The 14,355-nt window shown below is 53.9% G+C and carries 14 protein-coding genes and 2 pseudogenes; 9 read left to right on the top strand and 7 right to left on the bottom strand.

The annotated features are described in order from the left end of the window. Nucleotides 1-185 (top strand): annotated as a pseudogene (locus tag KMP13_RS05880) (IS5/IS1182 family transposase); the annotation flags it as partial. 36 nt (nucleotides 186-221) lie between these two features. Here the strand turns inward: KMP13_RS05880 and KMP13_RS05875 are convergent. From KMP13_RS05875 to KMP13_RS05845, 7 genes are all read right to left on the bottom strand, one after another. Further along, nucleotides 222-932: an IS6 family transposase gene (locus KMP13_RS05875; protein WP_215264709.1), complete on the bottom strand. Its 711-nt coding sequence runs from the start codon at nucleotides 930-932 to the stop codon at nucleotides 222-224. Between the two features lie 180 nt (nucleotides 933-1,112). Continuing rightward, a complete protein-coding gene (locus KMP13_RS20405; protein WP_215264708.1) occupies nucleotides 1,113-1,889 on the bottom strand; it encodes a 6-bladed beta-propeller in 777 nt (258 codons plus the stop codon). Between the two features lie 110 nt (nucleotides 1,890-1,999). Beyond that, nucleotides 2,000-3,298: a TRAP transporter large permease gene (locus tag KMP13_RS05865; protein WP_215264707.1), complete on the bottom strand. Its 1,299-nt coding sequence runs from the start codon at nucleotides 3,296-3,298 to the stop codon at nucleotides 2,000-2,002. An 11-nt stretch (nucleotides 3,299-3,309) separates the two neighbouring features. Continuing rightward, nucleotides 3,310-3,819 (bottom strand): TRAP transporter small permease, encoded by a 510-nt coding sequence (locus KMP13_RS05860; RefSeq protein WP_215264705.1) that lies wholly within the window; start codon nucleotides 3,817-3,819, stop codon nucleotides 3,310-3,312. A 53-nt stretch (nucleotides 3,820-3,872) separates the two neighbouring features. Beyond that, a complete protein-coding gene (locus KMP13_RS05855) occupies nucleotides 3,873-4,832 on the bottom strand; it encodes a TRAP transporter substrate-binding protein (protein ID WP_215264703.1) in 960 nt (319 codons plus the stop codon). A gap of 22 nt (nucleotides 4,833-4,854) precedes the next feature. Beyond that, nucleotides 4,855-5,523: a DUF4286 family protein gene (locus KMP13_RS05850; protein ID WP_215264701.1), complete on the bottom strand. Its 669-nt coding sequence runs from the start codon at nucleotides 5,521-5,523 to the stop codon at nucleotides 4,855-4,857. Between the two features lie 191 nt (nucleotides 5,524-5,714). After that, on the bottom strand, nucleotides 5,715-6,617 hold the full coding sequence (locus tag KMP13_RS05845) for a LysR family transcriptional regulator (protein WP_215264700.1): 903 nt from the start codon (nucleotides 6,615-6,617) through the stop codon (nucleotides 5,715-5,717). A gap of 253 nt (nucleotides 6,618-6,870) precedes the next feature. Here KMP13_RS05845 and KMP13_RS05840 point away from each other — a divergent pair, with 253 nt between their 5' ends. The 8 genes and pseudogenes from KMP13_RS05840 to KMP13_RS20780 all read left to right on the top strand — a co-directional run. Next, complete coding sequence (locus KMP13_RS05840; RefSeq protein ID WP_215264698.1) at nucleotides 6,871-7,695, top strand: putative hydro-lyase; 825 nt, start codon at nucleotides 6,871-6,873, stop codon at nucleotides 7,693-7,695. A gap of 26 nt (nucleotides 7,696-7,721) precedes the next feature. Further along, nucleotides 7,722-8,759, top strand: a complete 1,038-nt coding sequence (locus KMP13_RS05835; protein WP_215264696.1) for a TRAP transporter substrate-binding protein — start codon at nucleotides 7,722-7,724, stop codon at nucleotides 8,757-8,759. A gap of 11 nt (nucleotides 8,760-8,770) precedes the next feature. Continuing rightward, a complete protein-coding gene (locus KMP13_RS05830; RefSeq protein ID WP_215264695.1) occupies nucleotides 8,771-9,307 on the top strand; it encodes a TRAP transporter small permease subunit in 537 nt (178 codons plus the stop codon). Then, complete coding sequence (locus tag KMP13_RS05825; protein WP_215264694.1) at nucleotides 9,304-10,584, top strand: TRAP transporter large permease; 1,281 nt, start codon at nucleotides 9,304-9,306, stop codon at nucleotides 10,582-10,584. The genes KMP13_RS05830 and KMP13_RS05825 overlap by 4 nt, the downstream gene beginning before the upstream one ends. A gap of 10 nt (nucleotides 10,585-10,594) precedes the next feature. Beyond that, on the top strand, nucleotides 10,595-11,248 hold the full coding sequence (locus tag KMP13_RS05820; protein WP_215264693.1) for a DUF2848 domain-containing protein: 654 nt from the start codon (nucleotides 10,595-10,597) through the stop codon (nucleotides 11,246-11,248). A gap of 1 nt (nucleotide 11,249) precedes the next feature. After that, entirely contained in the window at nucleotides 11,250-12,443 is a 1,194-nt protein-coding gene (locus KMP13_RS05815; RefSeq protein ID WP_215264691.1) for a M24 family metallopeptidase, read from the top strand. Next, nucleotides 12,443-13,747 (top strand): amidase family protein, encoded by a 1,305-nt coding sequence (locus tag KMP13_RS05810; protein ID WP_353055684.1) that lies wholly within the window; start codon nucleotides 12,443-12,445, stop codon nucleotides 13,745-13,747. Before KMP13_RS05815 ends, KMP13_RS05810 begins: the two co-directional genes overlap by 1 nt. A gap of 427 nt (nucleotides 13,748-14,174) precedes the next feature. Beyond that, nucleotides 14,175-14,291 (top strand): annotated as a pseudogene (locus tag KMP13_RS20780) (transposase); the annotation flags it as partial. Nucleotides 14,292-14,355 lie beyond the last annotated feature (64 nt).

The following is a 14,355-nucleotide window of genomic DNA, read 5'->3' as shown; positions in this document are numbered from 1 at the left end:
TAGGACGAGCACTCTGGCGAAAGTTGACCGGATATCACCGCAGAAGCCAAGCAGAGACGAAAATGCACTGCGTCAAACTACTCGGCCAAAGCCTCATGGCGCGGGACTTCGACCGACAAGTTGCCGAGCTCCAAGTCCGGATCGCTGTGTTCAACCGCTACACCGTTCTGGGACTGTTGCGTTAAGTTTTGTCCCAGCGAGATGACGCTAACACGTTGTTTTCATGCTGCCAAACCAAATAGCTGGCTAACTAAGGCGACTTCCCCTCGCACTCCTGGTTGCCGGTTTTGTATATGGCCATTCTTGATCGTTCTGATAGTTTCCATTCCCTGCAATGTAGCTTTTGCGCTTCGTAATGATCGGAAGCTTTGTCGGTAACCCAGCAACCTCTTCAGCGCGGCATGGTCGCTTTCGACACGGTTGTTCCGATATTTTTTGTCGATGTGGGTTATGTAATCAAAGTGTGGATCATAGTGATGATTGATGTCTTTGATGACCTTCCGATAGGTCGGTGCTTTGTCGGTGCAAATGGAGACAGGACGGTGAAGACGCACACATTCGATCGCCTTTTTTAGAAAGGCTTTGGCTGCTTTAGCATCGCGGCGAGCCGTCAACCGAAAGTCGACCAACTGGCCATTCGCATCAATCGAACGCCACAAGTAACGCCACTTTCCGCCAACTCGGATGTAGGTTTCATCGACATGCCAATCTAGGCTTGCTCGACGTAAATGGCGTTCGGTGCGCCTCGCCAGTTCGGGCCCGAATTTGTGCACCCAGCGAAAGACTGTTGAGCGATCAACATCAACACCACGTTCGCCAAGCAGATCTGCGACATCCTGATATGAGAGCGGATATCGCAGATACATCCGAACAGCGGATAAAATGATCAACGATGGAAAACGATGGCGTTTGAATGGTTGTTTTCTTTGCATTTGCGCCCCCTGACCTGCCTAAACTCGCGTCTTGCGAGTTAACGCAACAGTCCCGTTTAATATGGAAGCGGGTTACGCGGGCGGCCACCATCATGATCTGCCCGGTTATGACTCAGCGGTGAATGCATCACTCAATATTGATCAACTGCAAGGCGCCTTAAACGAGCAATTGGCGCAACATCATACCGCGACAGGTCGGTATGGCGCTTTGACTGAATTGAACCGTTTACAAGCTCTGAAAATTCTCAATTTGGATGGCAACATTTCAGCCAACGCGATGCCTCCGTTCTGTAGGGTCGCGATCCCGTGACCGTATGTGCCAAAGGTCCGGCAACGCCCTACCAGCTCTCTCTCAGGAGAATACACCGAAAGTCGCGGTGTTTGATCTGTAACCAGCAACGCGCCATCACTGCGTAGACCCAATGCCATTGGTTTGTGCAGCCCTCCTATTTCGTCGATAAATTGCCCCTGTAAGTCAAATCGCTGCACTCTGTCGTTTTCACGATCTGCAACACAAACCCGATTTTGATGATCAATTAGAATGGAATGCGGAGTCGAGAATTGACTAGGCCCTATGCCGGGTGCGCCAAAGCTGTCCAAATGTTGCCCGGCGCCATCAAACATATGCACGCAGCTGTTTCCGTAGCCGTCCGCAACATAGAAGATCCCCTCGGTGGATTGGGTACAGTCGGTTGGATGGTTAAAGGGTTGCAAATGCCGCGGTAAGCCGTCCGGTGAGAGCGTCTGGACCACGGAAAACGACGCATCTAGGATCAAGACTTTATGGCCATCCATATCCGTCAGGGCCAGCCGGTTGCCAGGCAGGGTTCGCAGCCCGTGCCCGAAAACTACGTTTGGAAGTGAACAGCTGTCCTCATATTCGCCGTTCAGCTCAAAGCTTACCAGCTGCGGCATAGAGCGCCGCAGCACGATGATTTTGCCACCAAGCACCGCCACGTCGGATATGTCCGTGAGCTCATGTCCCGATGAGGCCGGGCATGTGACCTCATGGGCGGCAAAGATTGTATCGCTCAGACAGACCAGAGGTGCAGATGCATGCTGCATGATCATTTTCCTACAAAGACCAGCCATGTGACCAGCGAAGGATACAGGGTAATGATCGCGGTTGCCAAAAGCATCAGGAAAAAGAACGGTAAAACCATCTTGGATATTTCTAGGATATTTTTCCCCGTAAGCCCTTGGATGACAAACAGATTGAAACCCAAAGGTGGTGTGATCTGAGCCATTTCAACAACGAAGACAAGATAGATGCCAAACCACAACGGGTCGATACCAACGGCTGTTACGGCCGGTAGAATGACGGAAGTTGTAAGCACCACAATCGAAATGCCGTCCAGAATGCAGCCCATCAGAATGAAGAAAATCGTCAGAACGGCGATCAAACCGTAGTGGTTCAGGCCGAGATCAACGATCCAGGCTGACAAATCCGCTGGCAGACCAGAGAAGGTCATCGCATTTGTCAAAAAGGCAGCGCCCATCAGGATGAACACGATCATACAGGTCGAACGGGTCGCCCCTTGCAGGCTTTCAACGAAACTTGTGGCATTGAGAGAGCCTGCAAGGGCCGCGATCACCAATGCGCCCACAACTCCAAGAGCAGCCGCTTCGGTTGCCGTTGCAACACCCGCATAGATCGAGCCGATCACAGCAACGATCAACCCAACCACCGGAAGCAAGAGCCTGAGACGCTGTAACTTGCCCAGAAATGAGAGGGTTTCAGTTTCAGCCGGCACTTTGGTTTTGTTCTTCATCGACCACAGCATGATGTAGCCGGAAAACAGTGCCATCAGCAAAACCCCAGGAATAACACCCGCGATAAAAAGCCTGTTGATCGACACCTGCGCCGCAACCCCATAGACGATCATTATGATTGAAGGTGGGATCAATAGTCCCAAGGTGCCAGAACCAGCCAGGGTGCCGATCGCAAGCCGCTCATCATAGCCACGTTTTTTGAGCTCAGGCAGTGAGATCCGGCCGATCGTCGCAGTTGTCGCCGCTGAAGACCCGCTAACAGCCGCAAATATTCCGCAACCGACCACGTTCACATGGACCAGACGTCCAGGCAGGTTTTGCACCCATGGGCTTAGACCTTGGAACATGTCCTTTGCGAGGCTTGTTCGATAGAGGATCTCACCCATCCAGATAAACAACGGAAGCGCGGTCAGGGTCCAACTGGCCGTCGATCCCCAGGCAACGGTCGCAAAAATTGCGCCGCTAGAGGTTGAGGTGAAGAACGTGATCACCACGATGCCGCAGATGATCAGGGTGACGCCCACCCAAACCCCCATGCTCAGCAGGCCGAATAGCACGACAATGACGGTGATCGCTTGGAGTAAATTTTCCATGATGTAAGCTCTTACTCTTGCCCAACGAAATCTTCGTCAGAGGTGGCCATGATGTCGTTGCCGCGCAGCATTGAGATCAGGCGTTCGGTCAGCGCCAATGTCATCAGCAACAACCCCACAACCATCGAGATCTGCGGAATCCAAAGTGGAACCGCGATGATGCCTTGTGACACGTCGTGATAGACATAGGATTCATAGGCATATTCTGCCCCGTACCAAGTGCTCCACGACAAGGTCGCGATGGCAACCAAAGTTGCGCATATATCCATGAGTTTGCGCAGACCGTCTGGGACCGAGCTAAACAACAGCGTTACACGAATGTGGCCACCGCTTAGGAACGTCTGCGGCAAAGCCAAAAACACTGCTGCAGCCATGCTCCAGGCGGCAAAGTCATCGGCAGAGGGAATTTGACTACCCAGTAAACGCGCGATGATCTGTGCCAGAATGAGTACCCCGATGCCCGCCAGAAACGCCGCAGATAGGTAGCCGGAAAGTTTATAGAAGAACGTCGTGATCGACATGAGACCCCCAAAATACAAAAGGGGCGCGCACTGCGCACCCCACTCTTGTTAAGTTATTGCAGGTCTTGGATGATTGTATCCGCGTCCGCGCCAGCATTTGTTTTCCACTCTTCCAGCATTGTGGCGCCGATGTCTTTGAACTCCTCGGCCAATGCGGTCGGTGTGGCTGCGACCGTCATGCCATTGCTGCCAAGGTGTTCTGTCGCTTCGGAAGTTGCGTTCATCGCCATATCCCAGCCGCGTTTTTCTGCGAGTGCAGCCGCTTCCATCACGGCGTCGCGCGATTTTTCAGACAATCCGTTCAGGGCGCGTTTGTTCACGATTACGAAGTTCTTGGGGATGAAGGCCTTCACATCGTAATAGTTGCTGACAAAATCCCATGCTTGGCTGTCAACACCGGTAGTCGGTGACGTGATCATGCCCGAGATGACGCCGGTTGAGAACGCCTGCGAAATCTCGCTGGAAGAAATCGTTGCCGGGATCGCGCCCAGCAGTTCTGCCAGCCGCGCAGTAGAGGCGTTATAGGCCCGGAATTTCACCCCATCAAAGTCAGCCGCGCTGGCGACTTCATCTTTCATGTAGATACCCTGTGGAGGCCAAGGCACGGAATACAAAGACACCAGACCGTCATCGGCGAGTTTTTCGTCGTAGATTGGCTTACTGGCATCCCACAGTTTCATTGCATCTTCAAACGTGGTTGCAAGCAACGGCACCGCATCCGCAGAATACGCCGCATCTTCGTTGCCGAGGGCGGAAATCAGAACTTCCCCAATGGGGACAACGCCTTTTTGCACGCCGCGTTTCAATTCTGGACGTTTCAACAAGGCGCTGTTGGATACGACGTTGATGGTCAGTTCGCCGTCGGACAGGCGTGCCACATCTTCGGCAAATTGCACCGCGTTTTGAGTGTGATAGTTGCCATCTGGCGCGTGCGCGGACATCGTCCACTCAGTCGCAAGAGCTGGCAGCGCGAGGCAGGTCAGTGCAAGGGAAGATAGTGTTTTTTTGAACATTTTAGTCTCCGTGTTGGGGTCGTTATGCAGTTCTGTTCGCTGCTGAGTTTTCCAAGTCCTGGGACCGCAACTCCCACATGAAATCGAAATAGGAGGCACGGTCAGAGCCAAGATTGAGTTTGTTGAGAAGGGCTGCGCCTGCCGCCTGCGCGGCAGTAGCATTGGTGGCATCCACCAGAATGGCTGGCTCCAATGTGCGATTTTCTAGATCTTCTGATGGCAAAGGTGTGGAAAGGGTTTCATCTGGAACCATGACGTGAAATCCCAGAACGCCCTCCACGCTCGTGAGTGTAGATGCGATTGCATCAAGGTCGGTAATTGCATCTGCAAGCGTCAGCAAAACTGCCTGTGCTCCGCTGCCAAATCCACCCTCTGTCGGGACATGCATGACCCGACGTTTTGTGTTGGTCATACGTGCGAAATTCGTGTTCGACCAATCGGTCTGGTGATTGAAAGCCTGTGCGTAAGCTTCTGTGCCAAAGGTTTGAATGTTTTCAGTCCTGTAGATCGCAAGATACCGTCGGCCTGGATCCGACCGATTGCGATAGCGACGCGCCCAGCAAAACCCCTCAATGGCGACGCGCTCTTCCATATGTTCCCGGTCATACCAAAGGTTGAAGTCGCCCTCGTGGGCTGGATCGATGTCCGTCCAGACAAACAGTTGCGCATTTTGTGTTTTGTAAGATTCCATTTGTCCTCGCCCGAATTAAGCAAAGCTTCTTTGTTCCGAGAAACACCTCGGTTCAGTGAAAAGCAGGTTGTGGGAGCTGATCCGGCTGAGTGCTCGTCAAAGCAAAACCAGCAGCGTTGACGTAGAGCTAACGCTGCGAATTTTATGAACGCAAATGGGAAATACTTGTCGGGAGTGATTGGAAATCCCAATCAGCTGGAATGAATCCGCGCTGCATATTCGCGTGAGACTTGTTCCGCGATCTGTACAAGCTCACCAATCGCACCCGCAGAGGCCTCGCGGTGCCAGCTTGCAACCAGATTGAGCGGAGGTGGAGCATCTTGCACGTCCAGCAAGCGAAACTCGCCCCCCAATTGGCCATCTTCAAGGAAGCGGGTGGGAACAGTCGCCACGCCCAGTCCAGCGCGTACAAATTGGGCAATCGCGGCAAGGGATGTCACACAGTGAATTTGGCGATAGCTCAGATTTGCGTTTTCAAACAAGGTGAGAACGGAAAGATGCGGCCGTGATCCCCGTGTGAAGGTCACGATTTGATGGTCTGCGATATCTTTGAGCGTCACTGGCTGCTCGCACAAAGGGTGGTCCTTGCTACAAGCCCAGCCCAAGCGCAGAGGGCTCAACGTGGCGTTCAAAACGTTTTCATCCAAAATCGTCTCGGTCTGCAACACAACATCAAGGCTGCCGCGTTGCAAAAGCCCCTGCAGGTTCGGGGTCGATTCAACCGTCAGCTCAAACTCAAGCTTAGGAAAACTCTGGCTAATCCGGTTCAGGAATTGTCCCATCCAAGTGTGCACGATCGACTCGATGATCCCGACGCGCACGCGCCCGACCATATCTTGCGGTTCAGACAGAGCATTTTTCAACTCTTGCTCGGCTTGCAGAACATTAAGGGCCTTTTGCAGCAGCGCGCTGCCCTGCGCGCTGACGGCTACGTCATTGCGATCCCGGTCGAACAATCGGCATTGCAGCTCACTTTCGAGCGTTGCAATGCGGCTCGAAATGGTGGCCTGAGAGACGTTCAATTTTTCAGCTGCTGCGCGGAAACTGTTTAGTCTAGCTACCCAAACAAATGTCTCCAAAAAGCGAATATTCACCGTTGCGATCCTCTCAACTCCCGCGTCGAAAGTAACGATTTTTCGGAAAAAAGACAGGCGCAAACCAGTGCTAAATACTGGTGTTTTCCGCTTAAACTTCCGAACTAACCAATAAGGCGTGCCTGAAAAATAGGCCTATCCGCAAAGTTGCGTAACCGCTGATGAGGTTTCTTGTTCAGCGCCGATTAAGTATTACAGTTTGAGTCAATTTGCCTTCCGTGCATCCTATTGAGCGATCAAAGAGGAAGGGACCATGTCAGAAACCGCAGCTCAAATCAGCTATTCAGAGGCGCAAGAGCTGTCGCTGCACGCGCTGCGCGACGCCCTGCGTTTCGACAGCTATACCGGCCATACCGCCGGACTGTGCGCAGGACGTTTGCAATGCAATCTCGTCATTCTTCCCAACTCCTATGCAGCAGATTTTCGAAACTTTTGTGACCGCAATCCGAAAGCCTGCCCGCTTGTTGCAGTTTCAGAACCCGGGCAGCCGTATTTGCCCTCTCTCGATTCAGACGTCGATTTGCGCAGGGATGTGCCGTTGTTCCATCTGTATCGAAACGGACAATTCGATCTCAAACTCTTCAACATTGAGACGCTTTGGCAAGAAGACCTCACTGCATTTGCCATCGGCTGTTCCTTCAGCTTTGAACGCGCGTTGTTGGCAGCGGGCATTCCGTTGCGTCATCACGCATTGCAGCGAAACGTGCCCATGTTCCAAACAACGGTGCATTGCGTTCCATCGGGCGCGTTCTCAGGCCCGGTCGTGGTCAGCATGCGTCCGGTCCGCGAAGAAGACCTGGCGCAAGTGGTTCGTATTTGTGAGGCCTACCCGCATGCACATGGGGCACCATTTCACATCGGTGATCCAAAAGAAATTGGCATTTCCGATATCTCAGCACCTGACTGGGGGGATGCGACACCCATCAAGGACGGTGAAGTGCCGGTCTTTTGGGGATGCGGCGTAACCACACAAGTGGCGCTGGCAACAGCCGCACCGGAACTCGCCATTACACATGCGCCCGGAGCCATGTTGATTTTGAATACCGACGATAAATTCGTCACGACACACAACCAATAACAATATGCACAACAAGGGAAAAATCCATGAAACATACAGCAGGTCTAATGATGTCCGCGCTTGCACTGACCAGCGCTGCGGTTCACGCCGAAGAGCTTTCTGTCGTCGGCAGCTGGAGTGGTTTGCCACTGCATAAACAGTATGAGAAGCCGTTCTGGGACGAAAAAATGCCCGCCGCGAGCGAAGGTGACATCACCGCGATCCTGACAACGCATGATCAGATGGGCATCAAAGGCGGCGATGTGTTCCGTATGCTTGGTGATGGCGTTTTTGACGTCGGCATGACCGTTGCAGATTACGCGGTTGCGGACTCAGCTGCTTTGGAAGGCCTGGATGTTCCGTTGATTGCCACGGATGCCGCGGCGGCCAAAATCATGGTCGAAGCCGCGCGCCCAATGATCGATGACATCTATGCGGATGTCTTTAACGCCAAGGTTCTTGGTGTTGCCCCGTATCCGCCACAAGTTGTTTTCTGTAACGCCGAGATTGCAGCGCTTGAGGATCTGAAGGGTCTGAAAATCCGCGCCTCTGGTCGTATGACAGGCAAGCTGCTCGAAGCTTTGGGTGCCGAGGCGGTCAGCATCAGCTTTGGCGAAGTGCCGGGCGCATTGCAAAAAGGTGTCGTCGATTGCGCCGTGACCGGTGCTGGTTCTGGCTACAGCGCCGGGTGGTGGGAAGTTTCCACACATCTGATGCCGGTGCCTCTTGGCGGGTGGGATCCTGTTGTGACGGCGATCAACATAGACAAATGGAACGACCTGTCCTCTGATCAGCAAGCAACCATCCAGGCTGCCGTAACCACCGATTTGGAAGCACCTGCCTGGGCGACGGCTCAGAACGCACTGGCAACCGATGTCGCTTGCTTGACCGGCGAGGGCGAATGCCCCGGCGACAAACGCGGCATGACGCTGGTTTCTGTGACAGAGGCTGATGTTGATACAGCACGCAACATTCTGGTCACTGACGTGCTGCCGGATTGGGCAGACCGCGCAGGTAGTGACTGGGGTCAACGCTGGAACGACACTGTTGGCGCCGCCACCGGTGTTCAGATCCCTCTGAACTAAGGCCCATCATTATGCACTCTATCCTGTCGTTGTTGCGGCAAACCAACGAGCGATTGGCGGTTGCGGCCGGTGGACTATTGCTCTTGAGCGTTTGCGTCACTCTTTTTGATGTCGTCGCCCGACCACTTGGCATGTCACTTGGTGGCACAGACGAGCTGTCAGGCTATGCGATGGCAATCGCGACAGGATGGGGTGTGAGTTATGCCCTTACGATGCAAGCCCATGTGCGCATTGATCTTTTGCGTGCACGAGGCGGACCGCGCGTGCAAGGTTGGTTTGATATCGTCGCAATCCTTTCGGTCGCGGCGGTATCGCTGACAATTGCATATCGCGCTTGGCCGGTGCTTGGCAAAACCATCAAATCCGGCGCAACCGCGAATACAACGTTGGAAACGCCACTTTGGATCCCACAATCGCTTTGGCTGGTAGGCTGGGTTTGGTTCGCCGCCTCTGCCGTTCTTTTGTCACTCGGCGCGCTTTGGTTCTTGGCGACGTCCCAGCACAGCAACATTGACAACTTTGTCGGACTCCGAGGTGAAGACGAATGATCCTATTTACCTCCGGTGGGCTCTTGGCCCTTCTGTCCCTATCCATCCCTGTTGGAATTGTTCTTTTTCTGCTCGCCTTTGGGATCGACGTCCTGTTCAGCCCTTTTCCGTTGATGCGCGGCCTAGGCCAGGTTGTTTGGTCATCGTCAAACAGCGCAACATTGATTGCGGTGCCATTTTTTGTCCTGTTGGGCGAACTTTTGGTGCGCAGCGGTATCGCGCGACGCACCTATTCGGCGCTTGAAGCCTGGGTATCATGGCTGCCGGGCGGATTGATCCACGCAAACATCGCGACTGCGACGCTGTTTTCTGCGACCTCGGGTTCATCTGTTGCCACCGCTGCAACCGTGGCCTCAGTTGCGACCCCTCAAGCCGAGAAACTCGGCTATGATCCCAAACTCTTTTCCGGCGCCATTGCGGCCGGCGGCACATTGGGCATTATGATCCCGCCCTCGATCAATCTGATTGTCTATGGCTTTCTGACCGAAACCTCGATCCCAAAGCTGTTCGTTGCGGGCTTGATCCCAGGGTTGATGCTGGCGCTATTGTTCATGGTCGTGACAGCTCTGTTCTGCATGGCAAAACCGTCGCTGGGCGGGCCTGGAACTTCGGCAAGCTGGAAGCGGCGGTTCACGTCGCTTGTTGATTTACTACCTCTCTTCACGCTTTTTGGAACCATCGTCGGCGCGATCTATGCGGGCTGGGCCACGCCAACCGAAGCAGCGGCCATCGGCGTTGCCATGGCATTTGTCATCGCCTTTGCGCATAAAGCCGTGAACCGGGAGATGATTGTTGCGAGCCTAAAAGGAACCGTCCGAACAACTGCAATGATCATGCTTGTGGTGATCGGAGCCTATGTTTTGAACTTTGTTCTTACGGCGGCTGGAGTCAGTCGAGCCCTACAAGAATTCCTGCAAAATCTGGGTATGGGACCGCTGGCCACGTTGATGGTGATCATCTTGATCTACATCGTTCTGGGCTTCTTTATCGAAACGCTTTCGCTAATGGTTGCAACGATTCCGATTATCGTGCCGATTGTCGAACAAATTGGATATGATCGACTGTGGTTCGGTATCTTGATGATCATTCTGGTGGAAATGGCACTGATTACGCCACCGGTGGGTCTGAACCTCTATGTCGTCCAGGCCGCCCGCAAAAAAGGCGCGTTTTCTGATGTGATCATCGGTGTCATCCCCTATGCGCTTGCAATGCTTGCGATGGTCGCCTTGCTGATTGCTTTCCCAGCGATCGCGCTCTTCCTCCCATCAAACCTGTAAAGAACGAAACATGAAGTTTTTCTGTGAAAATAAGCCCTTGAACGCGAACATCCAGCATCTCTACGTTGCCGGTTGGACAGGACGAGACGCCGCAGCTGTACAACACCACATTGATGAGCTTGCCGAACTTGGCGTCGCCCCTCCGTCGCAGGTGCCGCTTTATTACCGTGTATCCGAGAACTTACTGATCCAGGCCGAAGAAGTGGCGGTCGTGGGCGAGACGACATCAGGTGAAGTGGAACCTATGTTGGTGCGCCTGGATGGGCAGCTTTGGCTTGGCCTGGCATCGGACCACACCGACCGCGAACTAGAGGCATATTCGGTCGCCGCCTCCAAACAGGCCTGCGTGAAACCAGCGGCCCAAGGGCTGTGGAAATTTGACGAAGTCAAAGACCACCTGGATCAGTTGGTGTTGTCGTGCGAGGTCTATGAAGCATGTGAGTGGGTGTCCTACCAAGAAGGGCCCTTGGCGGCGATCCGTCCTTTGGTGGACTTATTGGACGGGGCAGATATGCCGGACCAGTCCGCCATGCTGTGCGGCACTTTGGGTGCAAAGGGAGGCGTTCGCCCCGCCGAACACTACCGGATGCGACTGACGGATCCAGTGCTGCACCGCGGCATCGAGCTGAGCTATTCCGTCAGAACCCTTCCCATCGTGTCCTGAAATGGCACCGGGGGTTGCAGAAGCCGAATGGCGCGGCCGTCAGGTGGCCCTGTACGCGACACTGGAGTGCCCAACGGCTGTGATGGTCTTTGGGTATGGCAGCGCTCTTGGTGCAGGGACGCAATCCCATGGTGCAATGCGCTATTTGACCGGGTGGGACAGCCACGAAGCGATGTCGCTTTTTATCTACAACGACAAACACAGCGTCCTTTTGCTGAGCAGTCCCTTTCTTGAAACCCTCGCCAAAACGCATTTTGATGACACGCAAATCCTCCCTGTACCGGTGACCGAATGGGCGGCGATTGCTGCTCGCACCTTTGGCGAAATCGGCCCCTTGGCGACCATTGGTATTTCAGAAATGCCACAAGCGGCCTATCAATCATTGATCTCTAGGTTTCCCGAGCCGCAGCTGATTGAGGGTGACAGCACGTTGGCGATGCAACGTATGCGTAAATCCGCGCAAGAGATTGCCGTTTTGGAACGGGGCGCTGCGATTTGTGATGATCTGTTCAGCGCGCTTCCCGCGTGTCTCAGCCCGAATCATCCGGCCCATCAAACGCAGCTGGAACTGGAGTACCGCGCCCGGCTCGCTGGAAGTGACTACTGCAAAACCTGGCTGACGATCGACCGATGTGCAGATGGCCCGCGTTATTGGTCAAAAGAGACCAACCAGACCTTGAAAGAAGGTGATCAGGTGCTTTTAGGCATCGCCCTAACGGTAGAAGGCTATTGGGCACACGGTATTCGTATGGGGACGATTGGTCAACCGTCGGACAACCACCGACGGCTCTGGTCGGTGGTGCATGATGCATTGACCTGCGGCCAAGAGGCGCTTCAACAGAACACTCCCGTTTCAGCGCCAGTGGCCGCAATGACCAAATCACTTGATGATGGGCTGCAGGATAATGATTGGCAGAACTCCCGTCGGTTTCGAACTGGACATAGCCTGGGGACATCATACGAAGAGCCATTGGCGACACTTCCCTTCACGCAGGATTGGCATCCGAACTTCGCCGCCAAAGGCTCGGCACCACAAATCGATATTCCCTTGGACTCTGTTTTTGAGCTCCACCCCAACCTTTTTGTGCCCACTGTCGGGGGCGCTGCGTTGGGTGAAATGTTTCTTGTGGAAACCACACACGCTCGACCACTTTTGCAATTTCCGCGTGACCTGATGGAACTGCACATCTCTTGATGAAAGATAGACAAATGAACGACATGCCCTGGACTGCCCAAGATACAAAACAGCGTTTGCAAAAGCTGGCAACGCGCCTTGCGCAGTCAGCGCCAGCGGACCGCCATATCTTCACGAACACTTATGTGCCAGACGCGATCCACGCGGCCGAGCAGCTACAAGACCGACCCGATACGCCGATGAATGGCGCTTTGATTTCAATCAAGGACCTGTTTGATATCAAAGGGAAAGTCACCCACGCCGGGACACAGTTTATGCGACGGGACAAACCGGCGTCCTCAGATGCGGATGTCGTGGCAGCCCTGCGCCTGGCGGGCGCCGTTATTGTTGGGCATACCAATATGACAGAACTGGCCTATTCTGGCCTGGGCCTGAACCCGCATTACGGAACGCCTGCAAACGTATTTGACGCGCAGAAAATTCCAGGCGGTTCAACTTCGGGCGGTGCGCTCAGCGTCGCGAGAGATCTGGTAGATATTGCGATTGGGACTGACACCGGGGGATCATTGCGTATCCCTGCAGCTTTCAACGGCATTGTTGGATTTAAGCCCACGCAGTCCACGGTGTCTCGCACCGGATGTAAGCCGCTTTCCGTGACGTTAGACAGTGTAGGCCCGATGGCAAAGACAGTCGCGGAGTGTAAAATGGCCTATGATGTTATGCGCCATCATTCTGTACAACCTGAGCTGCCTTTGAATTCCGAATTCGTTATTCCAGATAACTTTGGGTTTGATGAGATCGAGCCAGCGGTTGAGAAACATTTCTGGGATGCCGTACAGGGTCTTGAAAATGCCGGATACAAGGTTGCTCGGGAAACGTTTACGTCGTTGGAGCATTGTCAGCAGTTACCAATTTGGCAGTTTGCGGCCATTGAATCTCAAGCGGTCTACGGCGCATCAGCGCAGGCATATTCTGCTGAGATGGATCCGAGGGTTGCGTCTCGCATGGCGCGTGCCAGCGAAGTTGACGCGGTCACCTACCGAAAGACGTTAGATCAGCGTCTGCGTTTGATCGAGGCGTTCAATATGGAACTCAGAGATCGCACCCTCTTGCTGCCAACAACGCCAATCCTGCCGCCAAAATTATCCGATCTGGAACACGATGATGCATATGGGCAAACAAATCTTCTTGCGCTGCGAAACCCAAGCATCGCCAATGTACTTGATTGTTGCAGCGTTTCACTTCCAGCGGGAACCGCAAATGAGCCGATAGGGATAATGCTGACTGCGACAGCACATCGCGATCACGCTTTGCTGAATGTTGCCGCAACCGTGGAACAAACCTTTCACTCGCGGCCGGTGTGACCAATTTGTCTGCAGGCACCCTGGCATGGCAAAGGATATCGTCATTCTTTAACGGATAAACCGCCACTGATCATATTCGAAAAATCCAAAGTCTGGCGACGCGTTGTATCTCATGTGCTCGCGTCCCGAACCGGTCTCACGCACAAGTCGCTCCTACAGCGTGTCGAGTAATTTGGGTTTAGATCTCTGCGCTAGGCAAGTTCGTGAACGGCCACGTTGAATCCGATTGTTTGGGGGTTTGCCGCGCGCCTTGTGGCGGATCGCGGATGCTCCGTCCTCGCGATATCGCTTCAATAGCAGGAAAATATGTCGATGCGTCAGATTCAGCGTGAGCGTCCGATGGACCCACCTGACTTGAGACTTTATAATTCCTCCACTTTTGAGTAGGATCGGTCCCAAGCATTGGAGACGGAATATGAAGAACTGACGGTTCAGCGCAGAACGGATCGTAGCGATGATCAAAGAGCAGGAAGGTGGCGTCGCGACGGCTGAGGTTTGTCGCAAGCACGGCCTCAGCACAGCGTCGTTCTACAATTACGAATCGAACGCCGCCGCTACCGTGGCCGAGTATGGCTCCGCCGATTACAAAATGACGTGAACTGGCTGCC

It is taken from the genome of Epibacterium ulvae, from assembly GCF_018678075.1.
Taxonomy (GTDB): Bacteria; Pseudomonadota; Alphaproteobacteria; order Rhodobacterales; family Rhodobacteraceae; genus Epibacterium; species Epibacterium ulvae_A.
The sequence above is the reverse complement of the archived record's forward strand: the minus strand, read 5'-3'. Positions and strand labels throughout refer to the sequence as shown.